Raw genomic sequence first — 24,433 nt, forward strand, 5'->3', positions numbered from 1 at the left:
CGATGAATTTTATTATGGACTTATCCTGTTTTCATCAAAGATATAATGATAAAAACAAGTGTAGTTAAATGACAACTGATTTGCTTGTTAATATGAATTTTATTTAGCGAGCACTCTATCTTATCAAAGTAATTCGAACTAAATTTTAACGAATTCGCTTTCAGCAAATTAAATTTAATGAGTGCCGGTTAAATTGCCAAGAGCTAGGTACGGCGCGTATCGCGCCTCCAGAGTGCCAACAAGAGTAATGCAGTCAGTAAATACAAAGGCCATAGTGGAACCTGTGGCATAGTCGATGCCGCATTTGCAGGCAGGCGCTGCGCAAATGTCCGTGTGGCTTGTACTTTCAATTGCCGCTGCCAACTTGGCCAAGCCTCATTTGGATAAACATAGAATGCATTATGTTTGGCTTCCTTCAATTCTGGTGCTGATAGACTGAAGTCCTGCCAGCCTGCTTGGCTCGGTCGCCATGCTGCGCACAATTGATCTATCGCTCCATCGTAGATTTTGAGAGCAAGCTTTTCAGTCTCGGCTGTTGCCACTGTTCCTTGGCTAACTCCCTGCACACAAACGACTTGTCGTTCACCGGCGATCGGCATTTTTTCATGCAATGCCCACCGCACTTGCTCGTCTTCACTTTGATGAACTTGGTCAAGAACCTGCTGCCACCAAGCTGTCAATTTTTGGGGTGTCGCGATAGCGTGACGATGCCAATCACTAACGGCGATCCAAGCAATGCGCCCTCGCAGCCATGAACGCTGCCATAGCCAAGCTGAGCTTCCCTTTGTTTGCGGATATGCCTGCCACATAGCGCGCTTGCTTGCCGCACTTGGCGTTACCGCAAAAGCGTTCGGGCTTAAGCTCATACTGCCAAACCCACTCACATCGACCACGACCTCAGCATCCTTTGTTTGATTTACCGCTTGCAAGGCTAGCTCAAAACGCTGGTTCCAAAAGCTAGTCTGATTCGCATTGGCGCCCAACACTATCAAGGTCTTTCCTTGTGCGACTTGCGCCAATATTTTCTGCAGCGATGCTCCACTTTGCTGCTCAAGAAACGCAGCATCAGTAATCATCAAGTCCATCTTGGTGACATCAGCGATAGGTGCTTCTATGTGTTGAATGTCTTTACCCAAACGCGTTTGCCAGTCGAGTACGGCTTGGCTTTGCCGCAGTAAATTTTGTAGCGATCGAGCATCAAATGACGATGCATCAAAACGGCCCCATACTTGCAAAGCATCAAGCGCCTTAACTTCGACAGGAATTGGCCCAGAGTCGATCAGTTGGTCGTTCTCATCAAACACCTTGGCTTGCAGAACCATACGCTCCGCAACGGGCGCCAACCATCTTAAGCTCACGCTCGATTCTCGGCTTTTTTCCTCAACTAAGAGTACTCCATTTTCTGCCAAAAGTTGCGCACGCCAAGTACCCGTTGGTTTCATGCTTGCTGTCTCACGTTTGATACGCAATTCGAATTCGCGGCCTAGAGCCACACGAGGGTCGGAATCCAATTGCAATGCTGGTTTATTGGTGGGCACTTGCCATTGCAAACGCTTCGCCGGAATGTCATGCCACTGACTTTGACGATAGCCCTCACCTTTCAGTTGAATTTGCTGAGCGTGTTCGATTTGCAATAGCAAATTCGGGGTTACTTCCGATACTTTATCGCTATCGAGAATCAAGGTGGTAGACGCACTTTGTGGCAATTGCTTCTGTATCCACGGCTCCCATTGCTCTTGCCACAATATCGCAAGTAAACACAGAGTTGCTGACAAGACTAATGCCCTATCCAATGAGTGCACATAGCGCCTCATCGACCACCCAGTGAGCACAAGCAGAATGATACTCAGCATGCCGTTGAGCCAATTCATTTGCTCGCTCCTACGTTTGATTCAAGCAATAAGCCTGAGTCTTTCCATGCCTTTTGCATGCGACTTTTGTTCGCAGATTGCTCATCGAGTACACGCAGGGTCTCTGGGGCTTGCAAGAGCAAGCGCCCTTCGCCTAAAGACAAACGTAGCCAAGCCCGTAGCGGTGCGCGGCACGGCTCACATCCATCGAGTACATCTTGTACAGCGGCTTGTGCGGCCAATCTTTGCTCTTCATCTTTTAATGTTTGAGCAAACCAAGATCTTGTCGTTTTACTCCAAAGAGCTGGCAACGGTTTAGCTTGTGACAGGTCTTGTATCAATTCGCGAATCTCTAATGGAATATGATCCACAAGATTCGATGGCTTAGATTTCCAATTTCTCGCTTCCAGCACATCTCCGGTCAACCGTTTTTCTTCCTTAATTACTGGTGGCGTAAAAGCTGCTTTATGTAGATAGATGCGGTCCGCTTGCTGTAATTGCTTAATGCCTTCTAAAGCTTTATTCTCAGGCGCTAAGGCTGTTGTGGGGTTTAAGGAGCGTAGAGATTTTTCAGCGTCCCACATGGCTGCCAGCACTTTCCGTAAAATCTTTTTAGTCGCTTCATCAAACAAGGTCGCGTTTTCCGCTTGATCATGCGCATGACCATAAGCAGCTGCCATATCGACCGGTTTATATTCACCCGCATTATGTTGATCGCCATGTTCCTCGTGTTCACTTTCAGCTTCTTCGCCAAACAAAGTTGACTCTTCGCCTAAGAATCGGCCATAACGACGACGCAAGGCCGCCTGATCATTTGCAATGGTTTCACTACGAGCACGAATGGCATCAGGATTTATCTTTGAATTAGCTTTCATATCGGCCACCAATTGCTCAGTGTCGATAATAATTTGTCGCTGGCTGCGCAGTGATTCTGGCTTCACCAAGATCGGCAAGACCGAGGTCTGCTCTTCTTTCGCTTCCGGTGAAGGTAAGCGCACTGTGTAAGTTGCGGAAGTGGTGATATGCGGCGCGGGCATCGCATTGTCGCTGGCTCGCACAAAGAAATACAATTCATCGCCAGCTTCCATGCCAAGTTCGTTCAGTGTCCACTGCTTCTGCCAAATTCGAACGCGCGGATCAGTCCCTTGCGGCAAGGCGACTTCTTTATCACTAAAGCGAATATTCTCGCCACTTCCACGGGCTAATGTTAAATGCAAAGTAGCGTTACTGATTTTATAGTCATCGGCTACGCGCACGGCGATGGTGAATTGTTTAGTGTCGACACTCAGCACTTGCAGCATCTCGACTGGCTTTTGTATCTCAACTATAGGCGCCTGATCCAACTTCACTTTCAAGTTCCAACGTTGCGCCTTAGGGTCTCCGCTCCACGTCCAAAATACGCTCTCGCTCGCCTCCCAACTGACACAGTGATTTCCGCTCTTCTCTTTTGCTTCCGGATAAAGGCTGAGCGTTTGTCCATCACTCAAACGAATTTCTTGGCTCATGCTTGATGTATTTCCAAGTTGCGATTGCTGTACGCACCATGTGATTAGACTGTGTTCAGGAATATTCAACTCTTTCGCTTCGGATTCGAAAGCAGCTATGCCGGTGTAGGCTGGCGGCACGACTTTCAGACGCAAATCTGACGGGGCAATTGCGACACTCGACCGCACTGGAGTCGAAGTCTTTGAAAATACTGGCGTGTGGAAAAACTGCATCCAGACAATTCCGGCCAACAATAAATTAAACACTAAGGCTATGCGCCACGTCCATCCGAATTGGTGCAATTGCTGCGCCATGAGCCGAATACGTTCTTTATTCAAAACCTTCTCTAGGCGTTGCCATAAACGTTGCTGCTGCAGACGTGCGATGCTAGTCTCCGCCTGCCATAGTAATTGGCTACTATCTTCAAGCTCTGCACACGAGGCATTCAGAAAACTTACCAAATGGTGTTCGACATGTCTATGCCATCGCCACCCATCAATAGCAAAACCAACCAGCAAGGCAACGAGCACAGGCCAGTATTGGGCCACTACCCAAGGAGCTGCAAACGCGATGTACAGTAAGGCACGCTGACGCAGCACAGCAAAAAATAGCGATGAACGGAGATGCTTAAGTGCGTCGTGCATGATTCACTATCCGTTCTAAGCAAAACAAACTCAGCAAGGCAAAAATCCAATAACGATCTAAATTCGCTTTCTTTTCAACTGGAAAGTCGCTCACACTACTGATTTCTGCGGTCGATGCAGGCACCGACATCGCTTGCAGGGGAAACCCTTGAGGTCGGTTTTGCAAACTGCGCCAAGCTTCAAATAACCGTTTGGCCCCAGCCATGTCATACAGTGGCCAATCGACCTTTGTCGACTTCAGCCACACTCGCCCTTGAGAACTATCGAAAGTTTGAAGTCCTAGCTCACTCAACACTTCCGTCTCTTTCGCCTCTTTGCTAGATGACGAGAATGCTGAAGCCTCACTGACCCACCACAAAGGCGCTCGCCATTCCGATGTGGGTGCCAAGGCGCTTTCCCAAATCACTAGGCTTGCAGGTATATTCCTATCCCATTGCTCTCGCACCTCGAAATGCAATTGGCCGTCGAGCGTTTGTTCAAATACTTTGAACCATGCCTGCCAATCAGAGAAGCGCGCACTCTTTACGACGATAGGAATAGTGACTTGGGCGGATTTATCTTGTCGCGAACTTGGTGCAACTCTCAGCTCAAGTGCATGTTCAAACTTTGGTAAAGACGCACTCATTTGGCCATCTTTTGCGCTCGCCAACACCAGCCAACGACTGCCGATCTTCCACTCGTGCTGATGCAGCGCAAGCCACGAAAGTATCTGATCGGTTTGAACCGAACAGCTAGGCGAGGAACAAACATTCTCAATTGTGGCCGATGACCATTTTGTGCCTTCCTCCTTTGCTAACTGGGTCAATTGCTGTTGCACCCAATTCTTATCTGCGTTCTGTGAAATAAAAATCGTATCGCTACGACCACGGTAAAAAATACCTGCAACCAGCGCTAACAAACATACCAGGATCAGCAGTCGCACTGCTAATAACAGCAGCTGACGCCAACGCCATACAGTTTGTAGACGCGGATCTGTCTGTGCCAAAAAGCGTGCTGTCGCCAAGAACTTCGCCGACAGTTGTTGTCGACGCTGTCTATGCCACCAAACGGGCAAAGCCAATAAGGGAAGACCTACCCACCACCAAGTAAATAGCAGACTCATACGCGTCCCGCCCGACGTAAGAAGGCACGTATGGTCTTCGCTGGATCATCTTCAATGCAGGCTTCTAAATAGGGAATGTCTGTGCTACGGCAGCTCGCGCGCAATTGATCAAAGTGAGCTTGAGACCTTTGCAAATACGCGTCTTTTGCATTACGGTCAAAGGCGACCCAATGCGCTGGCGCCTCAGGATCACAATAACTGATATCCCCTGAAAAATCGGCCTTAACTTCGGCTTCGGTACGCAAGCACAAGGCTCTCACATCATGCTGCATCCGGCGCAAACGCATTAGTGCTTCGGTGGTCGCCGAAGCCGCATCGATAAAATCACCAATAGCAAATACTACGCTCGGTGCTCGTGCAAAATGCAGATGTGAACGTATCGTATCGCTATCGGGTAATTCACCGCCCGCTTCGATCAGATTCAAACGTGACATCAAGCGCTGCAACTGGCGTGGACCACGCGAGGCAGGAGTGTAATCAATACGCCCATGATGAGCGATTAATAAACCGAAGGCATCACCTTGTCGTTGGGCCACTGCGGCAAGACAAGCTATTACAGCACGCGCATAGGCTAACTTGGAAACATGAGGAAAGCGCTGGCTTAATTCATTCATCGACGCACTAGCATCTAACCAAAACCACACCGCCACGTGGCTGTCGCGCTCAGCTTCACGCACATAGTATCGATCGTTACGTGCTAGCAGCTTCCAATCGACTCGACGCCATTCGTCGCCCGGCGCATAGGCACGGTACTCCGAAAACTCGACACCTGCACCGCGTTCGCGACCTGCTTGCAGACCATGACCCAAACCCGCCAAGACATGACGGACGATGAGTTCAAGATCTTTACTGTGAGCCAGGAGGGTGGCGATATCAAGCATAATGGGATGAGGCTATCAGCTGCGATTTCAGCGGTTAAAGACTTTAAGCAACTTGAATCTGTTCACGAATCGCCAGCAAAATGTCGGCTATTGCAACGCCATCTGCCTCTGCTTCAAAATTGCGTAATACTCGATGCGCTAATACCGGCAAAAGCATGGCGCCAATGTCATCACGCGTTACCGCCAAACGCCCTTGCATAAAGGCTCTGGCTTTTGCAGCCAACACCAATGCTTGCCCAGCGCGTGGCCCCGCACCCCAGCCTACCTGCTGGCGTACACGCTCCACCTGAGTTTCTTGTGGACGTGTCGCTCGAATCAAGCGCGTGGCATAACGCAAGAGATGTTCGCCAATTTCGATTTCGCGTACAAGCTTCTGTAAACGCACGAGGCTCGCGACATCCATCGCAGCCGTCGCTTCGCCGATACCCGCGTTGGTGGTACGCGAGACCATGGCAATCTCTTCTTCCTCAGTGGGATATCCTACATCGATGCGTAAAAGAAATCGATCTAGCTGCGCCTCTGGCAATGGATAGGTGCCAGCTTGCTCGATCGGATTTTGTGTGGCTAACACAAAGAAGGGCTGCGGTAGACGATGCGTCTGTCCTGCAAATGTCACCGAACGCTCTTGCATCGCCTCAAGCAAAGCTGATTGTGTTTTCGGCGGAGCTCGATTAATTTCGTCTGCCAACAACACTTGGGTGAATACAGGCCCAGGCTGAAAACGAAACACGCGTTGGCGTGTCGTCGTATCTTCTTCTAATATCTCCGTACCAACAATGTCAGAAGGCATGAGGTCGGGCGTGAATTGAACGCGTCGAAATTGTAAGTCAGTTGCCTGCGCCAAAGATTTCACCAATAAAGTTTTACCGAGTCCAGGTACCCCTTCAAGCAAAGCATGGCCACCCGCAATCAGGCAAATGACTAAGGAATCAATCACATCTTTCTGACCGACGATCACCTGAGACATGCTGGCCGTAAGGCCAGAAAGTTTTTGACCTAGGTCGGCAATTTCTTGTTCATTCCAACTGGCTTGCACGTTCATGCTCCTAATGCGTACTGAATAATATTGACGGCGAAACGGGTGTTATCAATCGCCAAAAATCGTTTATTGCGAAAGTCATAGTCCCATTCGCAACCGTAGTCCTTATTGCTATACAAGACACGAATACGGCCATCGATTTCGATAGCTTTTAAATAGTCGTGAACCAAATCATCACCCCAACCGTTAAGCTCAACGCTGGTATTCGGTGGGCCGTCAAATTTAAAGAAACAAGAATACAAAGGATGATTGTTAGGAATTTTCTTGAGTGCTTTGATCCCAAAAATCTTGATCATCTCGGCTTCAAACGATTTTGCAAACAGACCATCGATATCATGATTACAGTCGTCCACAAACAAGAAACCACCGCCCTTCACATAGCGTTCCAAATTTTTACGTTCTTGTGAATTGAACTGCACAAGCTTGTGTCCCGCCAAATAACAGAACGGCGACTCCAGCATTTTGGGATCGGACAGGGCGATCACACGCTCAACCGTATCCACGCGTAAAGTCGTGTACTCCACTAAGGAGTTCAGCACATTACTGGGCATACGGATGTCCACATCCCAGTCACCTGAGTCGTACATCAAACGCGTGAAATAAAAATCGTATCGGCTCATGCTTACATTTTTGCGACAGGCAGATAAAGTCTGCCTGTCGACTTGGATTACACTGCGTCAGACAAAGAAGTGAAGTTGAAATCACGTAGTTTCATTGCTGGAACAACCATCTTACGGCCGTCACCAAAGACTTGGGTCTTGCCCAGGTCTTCAATATTATTCAACATCGTTACTGGGCTTTCATTGAAACGGAAGTTCTTCACTGGATGTTTCACTTTGCCATTCTCAATATAGAAGGTGCCGTCGCGTGTCAAACCGGTTACCAATAAAGACTGTGGGTCAACCGAGCGGATATACCAAGTGCGTGTCACCAAGATGCCTTTTTTGGTCGAAGCGATCAGCTCTTCCGTTGACTTATCGCCACCCGACATGATGGTATTCCCCGCACGACCGCGGGCAGCAACGCCCTGTTTTTTGGCCCAGAAGTTGGAATACTGCAGAGTTTCAATCTTACCGTTCTTGACCATGGACATTTTTTCACGGGGCAGCATAGAACCAGCGTCCCATGGCGCCACTGGTGCATCTTTATCCCACGGATCAGTCCAAATATTGACTTGTTCATCAAACATTTTCTCGCCGAGACGATTGCCACCACCTTTTTTGGACAAGAAACTACGACCTTCATCAGCAGAACGCGCATCGAAAGCATTGAACATGAAACTGAGAATGTCGGAAGAAGCGGCTGGCTCCAACACCACAGTATAGCGACCTGGCTCTAATGCTTTTGCATCGACAGAGCGCAATGCTTTTTCGATTGCCACTTCAGACGCTTCACGAGGATCAAACAAACGCGCATCATTCGCAGAACGCGTTACCCAACCAGAACCGCGACCATCTTCGGTACGCGCGGTGCAACTGAAGCTCAGATTCGTCGATTCTTGATATCCAAACACGCCATTCGAATTCGCAATCACTTCAAAGCCCACGGTATCAAGGAAGAATCCTGCTGTAATGAGCTTATTCTTTTTCGCTAAACTGATACTTTGCGCGGCAACCTCTGCGCGATACTCAGGGTCAATCGCCGCGGTTTCTTTGAAGTAGGTCTGCGATGCTTTGAATTCCTGCTTACCCACCGCTGGCATAAACTCTGGGTTTTCCGGCGCCAAGCGTGCAATATCTTCGGCGCGACGGACTGCACGTTCCAAAGACTTATCGTCAAATTCATTGATGGTGGCTGTACCTTGGCGCTTTCCAAAAGCAACACTTACTGATAACTGCGTATCTTGATTCAAACCCGCAGTCGAGACACTGTTTTGCGCAGTACGAATATTGCCAGCACGTGTACCTTGAATCGACACCCGACACTCATCCGCACGCGACAACGCCATCACGCGATCGCAGATACGTTTTGCTTCTTCTTGACTCATTTGTTTCATCTTATTTTCCTTCTATTATTCGACACAGGAAAAACTCATATGTATTCGCCCAAGATCAACTCAGATGACCAAAGACCATCATCCAATCTTACGCGCCGTATTAATCACATTGATGCCATTGAAGCGAGCTGTGCTCGATCCATGGGAAACTGCGCTGACCTGACTTGGCTGACCTTTACCGTCAAAGAATGAACCACCCATGCGCCAATCTTTGTCATCACAAATTGCGCTACAGCTATTCCAGAATTCCTGGGTATTCGATTGATATGCGACGTCTTCGACCGGACCAATAATCTTGCCGTTCTTGATTTCATAGAACAGTTGGCCACCAAACTGGAAGTTGTAACGTTGTTGGTCAATGGAGTAAGAGCCGCGTCCAAGGATGTAAATACCCTTCTTCACATCCTTAATCATCTCGTCTGGACTCAGTGGCGCTTTACCAGCAGCCAAAGACACATTCGGCATACGTTGAAATTGCACACTACTCCAACTATCAGCGTAGGAGCAGCCATGCGATTCTTTTTCATCAATCAAATGTGCTTGATCGCGCGTCGCTTGGTAGTTGACCAAAACACCGTCTTTAATAATGTCCCAACGCTTGCTAGGAACCCCTTCATCGTCATAACCAACCGCGCCCAAGGAACCTGTCGTGGTTTTATCAGCGAAGAAATTAACGCGATCTGACCCAAATTTAAAGTTCTTAGAACGCCATTTGTCGAGCGTTGCAAAACTCGTTCCCGCATAGTTCGCCTCGTAGCCGAGTACGCGATCCAATTCTGTCGGATGGCCAACCGATTCATGGATTGTCAAGAACAAATGCTCTGGGCTCAAGACTAAATCATACTTGCCAGGTTCGACTGATTTCGCGCTCAACTTTTCACGCGCTTGACGCCCACTTTCACGCGCTTCTTCAATCAAATCAACCGAGCGGTTGTACAAGGTCGTGACGCCACCTGCCGCAGCAACTTTATCTTTGGGATTTGCATCGAAGAATTCAAAGCCCATGCCGACCGGTGAGGATAAGCTTTCACGACTGCGGAACTTATTAGTCGCCTTATCGACCGCTGTCGCCGTCATTGGCGCCCACAGACGATGGATATCTTGATCGATGTACGAACCATCGGTAGAAGCAAAATATTTTTCTTGATTCACTTGGAACAAGTTTGACTGCATGAAGCTGGCACCGGCCTCTAAACCTGCACGATTGGCAGCGATCAACATATCCGCTTTTTCTTTGACTGGAATTTTGCGCCAATCTTTGGTGAACGGTGTAGTCCAGCTCACCTCACCTAAAGCTTTTACTGGTGCCAAGATCAAGGGTTCGGTTTGCAACTTGGCATTTGCTTTAGCGATCGCCACTGCTTGTTTAGCGATATTTGCCACGGCATCGACTGTCATATCGTTGGTCGAAGCGAAACCATAGGCACCGCCTGCAATCACGCGGACACCGACTCCCATCGATTCAGAATTGACGATGTTCTCAACCCGCGTATCACGTGTGGTGATGAATTGGTTGATATAGCGACCAATGCGCACGTCACAATAGCTCGCTCCCGCTTTGGTCGCAGCGTTCATTGCGGCATCTGCTAAAGATTTCTTAAAAGCTTTAGCGACCGGATTCATCAATTCCTCAGCGGCAATTGCATTACCAAATACTGGCACTAACAAGGTGCCTGCCGCATAGCTACTGATCTTTAAAAAGTCACGTCTTTCCATCTTTGCTCCTGATTTTGCTTTACACGGTAAGGCCCATCTCATTTCAAGGTCGAGTAATTCAGCAAACATCATGAAGATATTTGCTGAATTATTTTCTTCGATTAAACAGCGTCCGACAGTGAGGTGAAATTGAAATCTCTGACCTTCATTGGCGGAATCAACATTTGATAAGGGACTTCATCACCAGCGATGACCACAGGCTTACCAATTTCTTCAATATTATTGAGCATGGTTACAGGGCTTTCGTTGAAACGGAAGTTCTTCACCGGATACATGATTTTGCCGTTCTCGATATAGAACGTGCCGTCACGCGTTAAACCCGTCAATAAGACAGACTGTGGATCGACCATACGAATGTACCAAGTTCGCGTCACCAAAATCCCTTTTTTGGTATTGGCGATCAGCTCAGCGGTAGTCTTATCAGTACCGCCCATGATCATGTTGCCATGTCCAGCGCGCATAGCGACTTTCTGCTTCTGCGCCCAGTAACGAGAATATTCGAGGGAATTGACTCGTCCATTCTTAATCACTTCGGTACGCTCACGTGGCAACATCGAGCCGTCCCATGGCAACACCGCTACATCTGGATTCCAAGGATCTGCCCAGATATTCACTTGTTCATCAAAAAGCTTTTCGCCCAAACGATTACCGCCACCTTTTTTCGATAAAAAGCTACGGCCTTCATCTGCTGAGCGTGCATCGAAACCACCGAGCATATTACCGATCAAATCAGAAGTGGCCGCGGGTTCTAAGATGACGGTATAACGACCCGGCTCGAGAGCTTTCGCTTCCATTGAACGCAAGGCTTTTTCAATTGCGACGTCGGCCGCTTCCCGTGCATCAAAACGATTTGCATCGCCGATGGAGCGTTTCACCCAACCTGAACCACGGCCATCTTCGGTACGCACGGTGCAGGTAAAGTCCAAGCCAGTTTCGCGTTGATAACCAAATACACCGTTAGAGTTGGCGATAGTCGAGAACGAGGTCACATCTGTGAAAAAACCTGCAGCCACCAAGTTTTTCTTACGGCAGGCTTCAATCGAATATGCCGCCACTTGTGCACGGAATTCTGGATCGATGTCAGCGGTCTTTTGGATAAAAGTTGGCGTTTCTTTGTAGCTCTGTTTGCCCACTGCTGGCATGAACTCAGGGTTTTCTGGCGCCAATCGTGCCAAATCCTCAGCACGTCGCACTACCTTTTCCAAGGATTTATCGTCAAATTCATTGATGGTGGCAATCCCTTGTTTCTTGCCGAAAGCAACCGCCACTACCATTTGCGTATCGGCGACCACACCTGAAGTCGACACCGCATTTCGAGCGAAACGAATATTGCCTGTACGACTACCACCGATTTGGACGTTACACTCATCTGCTTTTGAGAACGACATCACTTTATCGCAGATGCTCTTTGCTTCTTCTTGCGTTAAATGTTTCATGATGGATTTCCTTAGCCGATTTTACGTGCAGTGTTGATCACATTAATACCGTTAAAGCGCGTGGTACTAGAACCATGCGAAACGGCGCTCGATTGAGAAGGTTGGCCCTTACCATCAAAGAAGGAACCACCCATGCGCCAATCACGCTCGTCACAAGTTGCGCTGCAAGCATTCCAGAATTCTTGTGTATTTGATTGGTAAGCAACGTCTTCCAACTGTTCACCAATTTTGCCGTTCTTAATTTCAAAGAACATTTGGCCACCAAACTGGAAGTTGTAGCGTTGTTGATCGATAGAGAAAGAACCCTCACCGACGATGTAAATACCCTTCTTCACATCTTTGACTAATTCGTCTGGTGTCAAAGGCTTTTTACCTGCGGCCAAAGAGATATTCGGCATGCGCTGAAATTGCACACTGCTCCAGTTATCGGCGTAAGAACAACCGTGCGATTCATTTTGACCGATCATATGCACTTGATCGCGGGTCGCCTGGTAATTGACCAAAATACCATCTTTAATGATGTCCCATTGTTTGGTCTTAACGCCTTCATCGTCATAGCCTACGGCACCCAAGGAACCTGGTACGACTTTATCCGCGATGATGTTCACCTTGTCGGAACCGTACTTGAATTTTTTGGATTCCCATTTATCAATCGTGGCGAAACTAGTGCCCGCGAAATTCGCTTCGTATCCCAAAACACGATCAAGCTCAGTTGGATGCCCAACCGATTCGTGAATCGTCAACCACATATGCTCTGGACTTAAAACCAAATCATACTTCCCAGGGACAACAGATTTGGCAGTTAATTTTTGCTTAGCACTCTTACCGCAAGCGCGAGCGTCTTCAATCAAGTCGTAGGAATTTTTGTAGAGTGTAGCAACACCACCTGCCGCTTTGACTTTATCCTCAGGACGCGCATCCAGATATTCATAGCCACGACCTACTGGTGCGGATAAACCTTGGCGGGTGCGGAACTTATTAGTCTTCTTATCAACCGCAGTGGCGGCGATTGGCATCCATAAACGATGCACATCTTGGTCAATATAGGAGCCATCAGTGGAAGCGAAGTATTTCTGTTGATTGACTTGGAACATGACGGACTGCATGAAGTTCGCGCCGCCTTCCATGCCAGCATTATTGGCCGCGATCAACAAGTCGACTTTCTCTTTGATCGGTACTGTACGCCAGTCTTTCTTAATCGGTGTCACCCAGCTTACTTCACCTACGCCTTTAACGGGCGCCAAGCGGACCGGCTCCGTTTGCAACTTAGCATTCGCCATCGCAATCGCCACAGCTTGGCGCGCGGCCGCTGCCACGCCATCAGGAGACATATCATTGGTCGCGGAAAAACCGTAAGCGCCCTTGGCGATAACACGAATACCGACACCCGCCGATTCTGTGTTAGCGACATTTTCCACGTTCAAATCACGTGTAGAAATGAATTGATTCAAATAGCGACCAATACGAACGTCACAATAGCTCGCACCAGCACTGGTGGCAGCATTCAATGCGGTATCTGCAAGTGCTTTACGAAACTGGTTAGAAACCGGTTTCAATAGCTCATCTGCCGTAATTGCACGCGCATATGCTGGCAATAGGAAAGTGCCTAATGCGGCACCGCTCAAATTAAGAAAGTCACGTCGTTCCATCATGTCTCCTGATTTGGCCGAAAAAGCCACCGTAATGTGAGAGATTCCGTAAGACTACCGGCCAGATCCAGCCAAACACTGAAATCTCAACCTCAGCCTTACGCAAACCCTTGATATGAAACTCACCAATCAAACCGCCATAGGATATTAAACCGCGGCCTAAGTTCTTAGGACTAATGTCAGGGAAATAAGTTCAATTCTCAGAACACATCTCAAAATAGAGACAGTGAATAACAAAATTGAATGGAAACTCGGAAAGTGTGGAGATGGATTAGGCGCGACCGTGATAGACATCGCGCGCAAATTGCTCAAATTGTGCCAGTGGCAATGGCTTACTGTACAGATAGCCTTGATAGGCGTGACATCCTTGCTCTGCGAGGAAGACTTGCTGCTCGGGAGTTTCAACTCCCTCAGCAATAACGGCGAGGCCCAAACTCTCAGCCAACACAATCACCATTTTGGAAATCGCCGCATCATTCGGATCGACCAAAATATCGCGCACAAAGCTTTGATCAATCTTCAGCTGATCGAGTGGGAGTCGCTTCAAATAGGATAATGAAGAATAACCAGTGCCAAAATCATCGAGTGAAAAACCAACACCAACCTCTTTCAGTCGACTCATTTTTTTGATGACATCCTCAATGTTTGCAATCGAGAAACCTTCTGTTAACTCAAGCTTCAAACGCAAAGGATTGGCCTGAGTCAAATCAAGTATGTCGGTCACCTGTTCGACAAAATTCTTTTGATGAAACTGGCTCGGGCTCACATTTACCGCAATCACCAGATCTTTAAACTCATCTTGCTCTTTCCAGGTGGCGATTTGGTTGGTGGCGGTATGCAAAACCCAATACCCTAAAATGGTAATTAAGCCGGTCTCTTCAGCCAAGGGAATAAACTCAGCAGGAGATATCATGCCGCGACTTGGATGATTCCAGCGAATCAACACCTCAGCACCAAATAATTTTCCATCGTCAGTCAGCTGCGCCTGGTAATACAGTTCAAACTGATCACTTAACATCGCATCGCGCAAATCTTCTTCGAGCGCAACACGCTGTGACACTAAAATCTGCATTTTGGGATCGAAGAAACGTATCGTATTGCGTCCCGCCGCTTTGGCTTGGTACATCGCCAAATCCGCCCGTTTAAGGGGTTCAGCAATGGTCTCAACTTTCTCACCAAACAGAGTAACGCCAATACTAGGCGAACTATGATGTTCATTGACGCCAAGCCAATAGGTTTGGTTTAACTCAGACAAAATTTTGATGGCAACCACTTCAGCTTGATTTGCAGCATCAAATGGATTTTCTTCTAAATCTTCCAACATCACCACAAACTCATCACCGCCTAGACGCGCTACGGTATCTCCCTCGCGAGTGCAACGCGAAATACGCTCGGCAACCTGTTGCAATAAGAGATCGCCATGATCATGGCCCAAGGTATCATTGAGCGTCTTAAAGTTATCGAGATCGATAAATAGAAGCGCACCTTTCCGCTTATGCCTATTACCGGCAGCAAGCGCTTGTTCCAATCTATCTAACAATAATCGTCGATTTGGTAATTGCGTAAGCGGGTCATAAAAAGCGAGGTTACGAATCTCATCTTCGGCTGCTTTCCGTAGTGTGATGTCATTAAACGTACCGACAAAATGGGTGGTCGACCCCGCCTCATCTTTGACGCTAGAAATATTAATCCAGGCGTGAAATTCCCCTCCGCCTTTCCTGCTATCCATCACTTCGCCTTGCCATGCACCACGATCAGAGATACTGAGTAACATCTCTTCAAACAGAGCATCTTGACGGAAATCTGCGTTCAAGAAATGAGGTGGCTTACCCACCAACTCTTCTGATGAGTAGCCCGTAATCAAATTAAAAGACTGATTAGTGCGAAGGATATTCCAATCTGCGTCGGTAACGAACATTCCCTCTTGCGACTCAAACGCAGTCGCTGCAATCCGGCGCGATTCCTCGCTGCGTTTAAACTCGGTGACATCCCGCCACGCAATGTAGATCGATGGAGCGCCATCGAATTCGATCAAGGTTCCCTGGCCAATGACATCAATGGCTGAGCCATCCAATTTTACAAATTTCAACTCATAGCTTTGATCCGGCGCGCCCAACTCTCCGATGCTCGGCACACGATTCTTCAAAATGTACTGATAGTCAGGGTGAATCACTTCTGTGATCGGTTTACCGACCAGTTGGTCTGCTGAGGTCGCACCTAACATACGAATGGCGGCCGCATTAACGTAAATGAAACGGCCTTTGCGATGCACATTAATGCCTTCAGGAGACCATTCAACTAAAGTACGATGACGTTCTTCACTCGCATGCAGCGCTGCCTCCACTCGTTTTCTCTCGGAAATGTCGCGCATTGTGCCTTGCAAAAACTGCCGGCCATCAAGTTCAACTCGGTTTAGCAAAATCTCCGCGTCAAAAATCTCCCCAGTATGCAATCGCAGGTGCAACCACTCGAATGATACTTCGCCCTGCTCTTGCGCAATTTGGATCTTGTTATCCAAGGCGACAAACGAGTCCTCACCATTTCTTTGCATGGGTGGAGACAACTCAGCGGGGTGCCGACCGATCAAATCTTCTCTGTCTCGAGCACCAAAGATCGCCACCGCAGCGGGATTACAATCAATTACCCGATTTGGATCGAGGACGATCACCGCACTGGCGGTAGCGTTAAATAGTGTAAGGTGTTGAACCTCAGAGCGGCGCAGTTCTTCGGTACGTTGAGCGACGGTCTCTTCAAGAGTTTTTTGCGAATTTTGAAGGGCTTCAATCATCGCGTTAAAAGCGGAAGTTAAGACTCGAATTTCACGCGGCTCACTCGCATCTACATTGGCCCTAACGTTTCGCTGCCCGTCCTTTAATTGTTGCGCGACGACTTCGAGCGCATGCAAACTCGCGGTTAAGCGTCGCGACGCGAAATGGATCAGGACCAAAGCAAGAAAGGTAATTAAAACGCCAGCCGCAAGCAAAATATTGGCTTGCTCATTTAAATTTTCAAGGACTGCTGATTTTTTCGAATAGTTCACCATGGTCCAAGTTTGTTCTGGCCCGAGTTGAACATTGCGATAGACGACAATCAGTTTTTCACCAAGTTGATTGGTTTGCTCTAGTGTGCCTTGAAATCCAGCTAGAACGCGCTGGTTCGGCGTAAAGAAATATTGCTTAGCATCGACCTTAGGAAAACTCGTAATCAACACGCCGTTTTGATCAAACAATAGTGTGGTATCACTGCCATTGGTAGAAACTAATTCAGATTGAAACCCTTCATCCAGAAACAGTTGGATATCAAGAATGACAAACAAGATGGCGACCGGCGTATTAGACTTTTTAGGATCAACAATAGGACTCGATATCGCCAAAACACGTGACCCATCCGTAGTGGTCCAATTTTCAAGAGTACGCTCGGAGTGATGATGGCTGATGCGTTGCAGTATCTCCTGATCGCTAACTTTGGAGCCAGTTTCAGACGCATGAGTGCTGACAAGAATTCGTTGAGAATCTAGGCCAACGATGAATAATTTCTTAAACCGTTGAGGATGGGTCTTTTGTAGACTTTCAAACTGTTTTTGCAGTGCAGTTTGTTGATCCGTACTTTTACTTAATTCGCTGATTAAGAGCTGTGCATTTTCAGCGATGAAGGCGGTGTCCTCATTTCTCTCCTTCAACTCTGTTCCGATCAGTCGGCTTTGCAAATCAGCACGTGTCTCTAAAACGCGCAACGCCGCTTCTAATCGTTGCGTACGAGCACCGGTTAGGCCAAGACTGGGGACACCTAAATACCAAAGCACGAACAACAGCCCCAATGCGGACACCAGCAAGGCCGCAAAGTAACTTGTCATTCGGTTTGAAAATGAAGAGAACATGTTTTTGGGTACTTACTCTCCGGCTAATTTACACAAAATGAGCGATCAAAAAAATCCGCGCTTCAATTCTTCATATTGTTCTGGTCTCAGACGTGGTCCATATTGAGTGACCACTTTTGCTGCAGCATTAGCGGCAAAGCGGCCAGCGAACTCAAAACTCAAACCCTGGGTCAAGCCATACATAAACGCACCCGCAAACATGTCGCCGGCACCATTAGTATCAATTGCGGAGACAGTTGGTGCATCAACTTGACTCAATTTCTGACCATCAAAAACCACAGCGCCATCGGGTCCGCAGGTGATGGCAAAGGTTTTCGCATATTTTTGTAGCTCGTTACAGGCATCATCAATGGTGGAGGCACCTGCAAATTGCATCGCTTCTTCGCGGTTACAGAAGATCAAGTCCACACCATCACCAATCATTTCAAGCAAACCATCGCGGAAGAACTGCACCATCGCGGGGTCAGACAAGCTAATGGCAACGCGGGTACCCACACGTCGCGCTTGCTCACGCATCTTTATCGCTGCTGCTCGGCCACTTGGTGAAGTAACGAGGTAGCCTTCGATATACACCATTTCCGCTTTAGCAATTGCCTCAAAATCAATTTCAGTTTCCGACAGGCTCCCACTAATTCCCAAGTAGGTATTCATGGTGCGTTCTGCATCAGGCGTAATCATCACTAAACATTTACCGGTGATGCCTTCGGCAGCGGCCAAATGCGCTGGCGTCATCACGCCCGCGGCAGCGATATCGTTTAAATAAAACCGACCATTATCATCATCAGCGACTTTACATGAATAGAAATTACGACATCCGAAATAACCAGCGCCGATGATTGAATTTGCAGCGGAACCACCACTCGCACGCTTCGAAGCGACCAGATGTTCCTTGAGGTGCTCGATCAGGACATGTTGACGCTCTTCATCAACCAAGGTCATCACTCCTTTTTCGACTTGCATCCGATGCAAGTCTGCATCATCTAAAGTGATTTCCGTGTCGACCAGAGCCGCGCCCAAGCCATAAATATCGAATTCTCGTTTCATAAAAGCTTTATTTAGTATTAAGGATGACGCCCGTGCTGAAGTAGCAGGGGTTTTGACGTGCGTGTAAAGGACATCGCTGTGGGCAGGATTATACCGTTCAGGCTGCCTCAAAAGTGCCGTGTCTGTTGCATTTTGACGCACAACAAAGCTTCTTTTGGGAAATATTTTATTGACGGCAATCCTGAAAGCCCGCGATACTTAAATTCCTATAGCGAAGGCGACACTTTTGTGAAGAATTCTTGGACGCATCGAGATTGGCGGTTTCCTAAGTATTTGCCGATCGCGATTTTCCTTTTTAGCATGTGCTTGGCAATTGTCGGCACGTGGTGGTTAAACTTTAACCTACAAAACAAACGTGAAATCGACTTCCGCAATAAAGCGGATCGGGTGGCCGTCGAAATTGAACGTCGACTTACGACGCCCCTCTACGCCTTAAATGGTGCAAAAAGTCTTTTTGGCTTAAACGAAGAATTGAGCCAAGAACAATTTGAACATGCATTGCAAACCCGAGATATGGCGAACGAGTTTCGCGGTATGCGTGGCATTGGCTTGCTAGACGCCGTTGAACATAACGATCTTGATACCTATGTTAAGTCGCAACGGAAGAAAATATCGCCCGATTTCAAAGTCCAAACCTTTGATGAAGATTCACAAAAGACGCACTACATAGCGAAGTACTTCATCTCATCAAACAATAGTCACACCGTGCTTGGCACAGATCTGGGCTCGGACCCGCGTCGCCGAACGGCGATCGAGTATGCAGTCTCCTCAGGAAAACCTGGTATGACTGATCTTATTTATGCGCCGCCGAAAGAGGCAAAAAAAGCAAGCGTGATCTTGTTTATTCCTGTGTTCAGGGGCAATGCCTCGCCGAATAATATTGCTGAACGTCGCCAACACCTCTTAGGGCTACTCTATTCTCCAATCATGATTGGCGATCTACTCACCAATATCAACGAGGTAGATAACGGCCAACTGCAATTTAGATTAAGTAACATTACCCATAATGCGCAAAATGAAATTGCCGTTTTTGACTCGGGTTCTAGTAAAGATTTTAGTCAACTACGATCAAGTGCCCAGTTCCAATTAAACCGTGTATTGAATGTCTACGGTAAAGACATGCAATTTGAAGTACTGAGTACGCCTACTTTCGAGATGGCAGGGAATCGCTCTATACCGGTACTGTTCTTTATCGCTGCCACCTTAATTAGTGGATTAATTACGGCACTTCTACGACTGCAGCTTACCTGGAGCGAACAGACGCAGGAGAAGCTCGATGCCGCAGTGCGTGACAATGAAGCGCTGCTCAGCACCCTGAATATGCATGCCATTGTCTCAGTGACTGACGCTCACGGCATCATCCTTGATGTCAACGATGCGTTCTGCCGTATTAGCGGCTATCAACGTGAAGAACTCATCGGTGAAAACCATAGGATCAGTCGATCTGGCATTCAAGACAATGAGTTTTGGCAAGAGATGTGGAACAGCATTTCTCAAGGTACACCTTGGCGCGGTGAAGTATGTAACAGAGCAAAAGATGGATCTTTATACTGGGTCGATACCTTCGTCGCCCCCTTCAAAAATAGTGATGGCGTAATCGAGAAGTATATTGCGATCCGCACCGACATTTCAGAAAGTAAAAGCGCTGAAGAGAAGCTGCAAGCTGCGTTACGCGACAGCGATGCACTGCTGAGTACGCTCAATATGCATGCGATCGTTTCGATTGCAGATAGCTCGGGAAGAATTATCGACGTCAACCAAGCATATTGCCGAATCAGCGGATATACGCGAGAGGAAATTCTCGACGGCAACCATCGCATTGTCGCTGCCGGCATTCAGTCACCCGATTTCCTCGCCAACATGTGGCGTACGATTTCTTCGGGCACACCATGGCGCGGTGAAGTATGTAATAAAAATAAAGCAGGCAATTTGTATTGGGTTGATACGTTTATTGCTCCGTTCAAAAATGCGCAGGGTCAAATCGAAAAATTCATTTCCATACGCACTGACATTTCCGCCAGCAAAAAAGCTGCTAGTCGCCTAGCCAGCCAACGATCAGCGCTTGCAAATATCATCGAGGGTACGAATGTCGGTACATGGGAATGGAATGTACAAACCGGTGAAATGCGTATTAATGAACGTTGGGCAGAGCAGGCGGGCTATGAAGCCAATGAGCTGACACCGGTCACAGTGCAAACATGGGATGCACTTACTCATCCGGATGATTTGGCCAAAGCCAAGACCTTAATGCAAAGACACTTCAAGCATGAGCTTCCTTACTACGAGTGCGAAACGCGTCTCAAACACAAAAATGGTCATTGGATCTGGGTGCTAACCCGGGGCCGCCTGTCGTCAATGACCGAACGAGGTAGGCCCGAGTGGATTTCGGGTACTCAAATGGACATCACTGAGCGAAAAAACGCGGATGCCGAAATCCAACGAAGTAACCAAATGCTGCTCGCTGTCAGAGACCAATTGACTAAGGCGGCAGAGGTTGCCGAGTTAGGAATCTGGACATGGGATTTGAACAATAATGAATTCCGCGTCAACCAGCGTATGTTTGAAATCTACGCGGTTCCGGAGCACCTGCAACGAGATAAGTTACCCTACCAATTTTGGCGCTCCCGAATTCATCCCGATGACTTGCAAGAAATCGAAGAGCGTTTAGCCGCAGCAATCAAAGGAGCACAATCATATGCGCCTATTTTTCGAATCGTAATCAACGACGACGATATACGCTATATCCAAGCGGCGGGCGGGATCGAACGCGATGGTGACGGCAGAGCAATTCTAATGACCGGTATTAATCGCGACATTACCTTGCAATATCGCGCTGAAGAAGCACTGCGCCAGGCAAAACAAGCTGCGGATGATGCTAACGAAGCCAAGTCTGCATTCCTGGCAAATATGAGCCATGAAATTCGAACACCGATGAATGCCATCCTCGGCATGCTAAGCCTGTTGCGCAGAACCGAGCTGAGCGAACAGCAGTCAGACTACGCGATTAAAACAGAAGGGGCTGCGCGCTCACTACTTAGTTTGCTCAATAATATTCTCGATATTTCGAAAGTCGAATCTGGCAAAATGTATCTCGATATTCACCCCTTCCGCTTGGGCGGCTTGATCGATGATCTTGGGGTTATTCTTGGCGTCGACAAGCTGAAAGCGGGACTAGCCTTCAAATTTAACGTTGATCCACGCATTCCTGAACATCTCATTGGCGATGAAATGCGCATCCGACAGGTACTCACTAATCTAGGTAGTAATGCAATTAAGTTTACTGAACACGGTCATGTATCGATGTCGCTTACCTTGATCGAGCGTCAGGGCCAATATTTGACCGTACAATTTTCAGTTAGAGACACAGGGATCGGTATCGCCCCAGAAAACCATCAGCGTATTTTCAGTGGTTTTACCCAGGCCGAGGCATCTACCACGCGACGCTATGGAGGTACTGGTCTCGGTATTTCGATTAGTCATGCCTTAGTCGACATGATGGGTGGTGAACTCCAGCTCGAAAGTTCACTTGGTCATGGCTCGCACTTCTTCTTTGCACTAAGTTTAAAGTGTTCGATCGATGGATTTATTGATCAAGAATCTGCCGAGATTCAATTACAAAATCGACTTCAACAAACGCGCCTACAAGGCATGCATATCTTATTGGTTGAAGATAACTTAAACAATCAGCAAGTCGCCACCGAGCTGCTAAGAGCCGAAGGGGCGACAGTACAACTGGCTAATAATGGATTGGAAGCACTGAACGCCATTGCCGCTGATGTACATCAGTTCCATGTCGTTCTAATGGATTTACAAATGCCCGTCATGGATGGCTACACAGCCACACAAAAAATACGTCAAGAATTAGGTCGTAAGTCTTTGCCTATCATTGCGATGACGGCCAACGCGATGGAATCCGACAAGGAAGCATGTCTCAAAGCGGGCTTAAATGATCATATTGGCAAACCGTTTGACCTACAAAATTTGATTAACACCATTCTCAGCAATTGTGAGGGCTATACAGCGAAAGGAGACTTACGCCAAACCAGTGAAGAAATCCAAGTGCCGGACTATCTTATCGGTCTTGGTGATAAATATGATATTGACATCGTTGCGGCCTTAAATCGTTTGGGTGGAAAGCTACCTTTGTATCAACGTATGTTGCAGATGTTTATCAGAGACCTTGAAGAAGTCGCGCCGAAAATGCAAAATGCTTTAGAGCGCCAACAAACAAGCACTTTATTTCGCCACCTCCATACCATCAAAGGTTTGGCTGGGACACTAGGGGCGGCACATCTTGCCACTGAACTCGCTCACCGAGAAAAAGAATTACAAGATCCAAAACAAGAGCCCGCACGAGCAGAGCAAGTTGATGAAACCTGTGCATTACTAGGTTTGCACCGACGAAAGCTTGAGCTGCTATATCAAGACCTTGTCCAAGAATCACATGACCGCCAAGGGGAAATAGGTACATCTAGCAGAGCCGAATTCGACCCAATCAAAATGCAACACATGCTAAGCTTGTTAAAAGAGCAGTTAGGGAATGCAGATATGGAAGCAACGGCGACGATGGGGACGCTGCATGAACAGTTCAATCTGCACTTCGGAGATCGCCTCCAAAAACTAGAGACATTGGTGAGCCAATTAGATTTTGAAACAGCACAAATTTATTGCGATGAGTTGTTGGAAAGCATAAAAAATTGAAGACCTTGCCCGCATTTGAATCGATTATTGGCAACGATGGTAACTTCGTTACCCAGGCAAGGCCACGTCTATTGGTGGTGGATGATCAGCCGACGAATATTCAAGTGCTTTATCAAATACTTGCCAACGATTATCAAGTATTGATGGCAACAAGTGGCAAGCAGGCTTTAGCACTGTGTGAAAACAAACAGCCAGACTTAATTTTGCTCGACCTTATCATGCCCGATATGGATGGTTACGAGGTCTGTCAACGTTTGAAAAAAAATACCGCGACAAAAGATATTCCGATCATTTTCATTACGGCTCAAACCGATGAGTCGGCTGAGGAGAAAGGTTTAGATTTGGGCGCTGTAGATTTCATTTCAAAACCAATCAACCCCCGTATTGTGCGCGCTCGCGTCAAAACCCACCTGATGCTCAAGGCACAATCCGATCTACTTCGCAGTTGGGCCTATTTGGATGGCCTGACCGGCGTCCACAATCGACGTTACTTTGACGAACACCTCAATGTAGAAATGGGACGCGCCATCCGCAATAATTCGGCGATGAGCTTGGTCATGCTCGACGTTGACTTCTTCAAGCGCTACAACGATCGATATGGTCATCAAGCAGGAGATGATTGCCTAAGACGTGTGGCAAATAGCCTTAAAAATAGTTTGATGCGTCCTGGCGACCACATCGCGCGCTATGGTGGTGAAGAATTTGTCTGCTTACTACCGGAAACGGGTTTTGCCGGAGCGATGCAATTAGCAGAACAGATTCGCAAAGAAATCATCGGCCAACAAATTGAACATGCAGACTCCTCTGTTGCACCTTTTGTCACAGTAAGTTTGGGAATCGGTACCAAGCCCGAAAACATTGCGGGTAACGCCAGCGCACTAATGCACTTGGCTGATACGCAACTCTACAAAGCCAAAGAATTTGGCAGGCACCGTATTTTCGGCGCCGAACTCAACACGAGTGGCAAATCCTGATAGGGCAAACTTGATTTCCTTATTGTAAAAATCAAAAAA

General features: G+C 47.6%; 14 protein-coding genes. 2 read left to right on the forward strand and 12 right to left on the reverse strand.

Annotated elements, in window-relative coordinates; translation table 11 throughout:
- Positions 1-203 precede the first annotated feature (203 nt).
- The 12 genes from H8K36_RS10340 to H8K36_RS10395 all read right to left on the reverse strand — a co-directional run bounded on the left by H8K36_RS10340 (position 204) and on the right by H8K36_RS10395 (position 18,719).
- Complete coding sequence (locus H8K36_RS10340) at positions 204-1,871, reverse strand: hypothetical protein (protein ID WP_186916560.1); 1,668 nt, start codon at positions 1,869-1,871, stop codon at positions 204-206.
- The gene (locus H8K36_RS10345; protein ID WP_186916559.1) at positions 1,868-3,979 is read right to left on the reverse strand and encodes a hypothetical protein; all 2,112 of its coding nucleotides are present in this window, start codon (positions 3,977-3,979) and stop codon (positions 1,868-1,870) included. Before H8K36_RS10345 ends, H8K36_RS10340 begins: the two co-directional genes overlap by 4 nt.
- A complete protein-coding gene (locus tag H8K36_RS10350) occupies positions 3,963-5,081 on the reverse strand; it encodes a hypothetical protein (RefSeq protein WP_186916558.1) in 1,119 nt (372 codons plus the stop codon). The genes H8K36_RS10345 and H8K36_RS10350 overlap by 17 nt, the downstream gene beginning before the upstream one ends.
- The gene (locus H8K36_RS10355; RefSeq protein WP_186916557.1) at positions 5,078-5,962 is read right to left on the reverse strand and encodes a DUF58 domain-containing protein; all 885 of its coding nucleotides are present in this window, start codon (positions 5,960-5,962) and stop codon (positions 5,078-5,080) included. Before H8K36_RS10355 ends, H8K36_RS10350 begins: the two co-directional genes overlap by 4 nt.
- A gap of 43 nt (positions 5,963-6,005) precedes the next feature.
- The gene (locus H8K36_RS10360) at positions 6,006-6,998 is read right to left on the reverse strand and encodes an AAA family ATPase (protein ID WP_408058393.1); all 993 of its coding nucleotides are present in this window, start codon (positions 6,996-6,998) and stop codon (positions 6,006-6,008) included.
- 2 nt (positions 6,999-7,000) lie between these two features.
- Positions 7,001-7,621: a DUF4159 domain-containing protein gene (locus H8K36_RS10365; protein ID WP_186916555.1), complete on the reverse strand. Its 621-nt coding sequence runs from the start codon at positions 7,619-7,621 to the stop codon at positions 7,001-7,003.
- Between the two features lie 47 nt (positions 7,622-7,668).
- Entirely contained in the window at positions 7,669-8,997 is a 1,329-nt protein-coding gene (locus H8K36_RS10370; protein ID WP_186916554.1) for a TldD/PmbA family protein, read from the reverse strand.
- A gap of 78 nt (positions 8,998-9,075) precedes the next feature.
- On the reverse strand, positions 9,076-10,713 hold the full coding sequence (locus tag H8K36_RS10375) for a TldD/PmbA family protein (RefSeq protein WP_186916553.1): 1,638 nt from the start codon (positions 10,711-10,713) through the stop codon (positions 9,076-9,078).
- 101 nt (positions 10,714-10,814) lie between these two features.
- Entirely contained in the window at positions 10,815-12,149 is a 1,335-nt protein-coding gene (locus tag H8K36_RS10380; protein WP_186916552.1) for a TldD/PmbA family protein, read from the reverse strand.
- 11 nt (positions 12,150-12,160) lie between these two features.
- Entirely contained in the window at positions 12,161-13,798 is a 1,638-nt protein-coding gene (locus tag H8K36_RS10385) for a TldD/PmbA family protein (RefSeq protein ID WP_186916639.1), read from the reverse strand.
- 271 nt (positions 13,799-14,069) lie between these two features.
- Entirely contained in the window at positions 14,070-17,651 is a 3,582-nt protein-coding gene (locus H8K36_RS10390; RefSeq protein ID WP_186916551.1) for an EAL domain-containing protein, read from the reverse strand.
- 69 nt (positions 17,652-17,720) lie between these two features.
- Positions 17,721-18,719: an adenosine kinase gene (locus H8K36_RS10395; RefSeq protein WP_186916550.1), complete on the reverse strand. Its 999-nt coding sequence runs from the start codon at positions 18,717-18,719 to the stop codon at positions 17,721-17,723.
- Between the two features lie 228 nt (positions 18,720-18,947).
- Between H8K36_RS10395 and H8K36_RS10400 the strand changes: the two genes are divergently transcribed.
- Together H8K36_RS10400 and H8K36_RS10405 are read left to right on the forward strand one after the other, a co-directional pair.
- Positions 18,948-23,420, forward strand: coding sequence for a PAS domain S-box protein (locus tag H8K36_RS10400; RefSeq protein ID WP_186916549.1), 4,473 nt, complete (start codon positions 18,948-18,950; stop codon positions 23,418-23,420).
- Positions 23,417-24,394 carry a diguanylate cyclase gene (locus tag H8K36_RS10405; protein ID WP_230404528.1) on the forward strand — a complete coding sequence of 326 codons (978 nt, stop codon included), beginning with the start codon at positions 23,417-23,419 and terminating at the stop codon, positions 24,392-24,394. Before H8K36_RS10400 ends, H8K36_RS10405 begins: the two co-directional genes overlap by 4 nt.
- Positions 24,395-24,433 lie beyond the last annotated feature (39 nt).

This window comes from Affinundibacterium nitidum (genome assembly GCF_014284155.1).
Taxonomy (GTDB): domain Bacteria; phylum Pseudomonadota; class Gammaproteobacteria; order Burkholderiales; family Burkholderiaceae_D; genus Undibacterium; species Undibacterium nitidum.

Excerpts from the sequence above, each read along its gene's own strand:
- H8K36_RS10355 (WP_186916557.1), bottom strand. The coding sequence starts at position 5,962 with ATGCTTGATATCGCCACCCTCCTGGCTCACAGTAAAGATCTTGAACTC.
- H8K36_RS10370 (WP_186916554.1), bottom strand. The coding sequence starts at position 8,997 with ATGAAACAAATGAGTCAAGAAGAAGCAAAACGTATCTGCGATCGCGTG.
- H8K36_RS10390 (WP_186916551.1), bottom strand. The coding sequence starts at position 17,651 with ATGACAAGTTACTTTGCGGCCTTGCTGGTGTCCGCATTGGGGCTGTTG.
- H8K36_RS10375 (WP_186916553.1), bottom strand. The coding sequence starts at position 10,713 with ATGGAAAGACGTGACTTTTTAAAGATCAGTAGCTATGCGGCAGGCACC.
- H8K36_RS10345 (WP_186916559.1), bottom strand. The coding sequence starts at position 3,979 with ATGCACGACGCACTTAAGCATCTCCGTTCATCGCTATTTTTTGCTGTG.
- H8K36_RS10385 (WP_186916639.1), bottom strand. The coding sequence starts at position 13,798 with ATGGAACGACGTGACTTTCTTAATTTGAGCGGTGCCGCATTAGGCACT.
- H8K36_RS10340 (WP_186916560.1), bottom strand. The coding sequence starts at position 1,871 with ATGAATTGGCTCAACGGCATGCTGAGTATCATTCTGCTTGTGCTCACT.
- H8K36_RS10365 (WP_186916555.1), bottom strand. The coding sequence starts at position 7,621 with ATGAGCCGATACGATTTTTATTTCACGCGTTTGATGTACGACTCAGGT.
- H8K36_RS10350 (WP_186916558.1), bottom strand. The coding sequence starts at position 5,081 with ATGAGTCTGCTATTTACTTGGTGGTGGGTAGGTCTTCCCTTATTGGCT.
- H8K36_RS10380 (WP_186916552.1), bottom strand. The coding sequence starts at position 12,149 with ATGAAACATTTAACGCAAGAAGAAGCAAAGAGCATCTGCGATAAAGTG.
- H8K36_RS10395 (WP_186916550.1), bottom strand. The coding sequence starts at position 18,719 with ATGAAACGAGAATTCGATATTTATGGCTTGGGCGCGGCTCTGGTCGAC.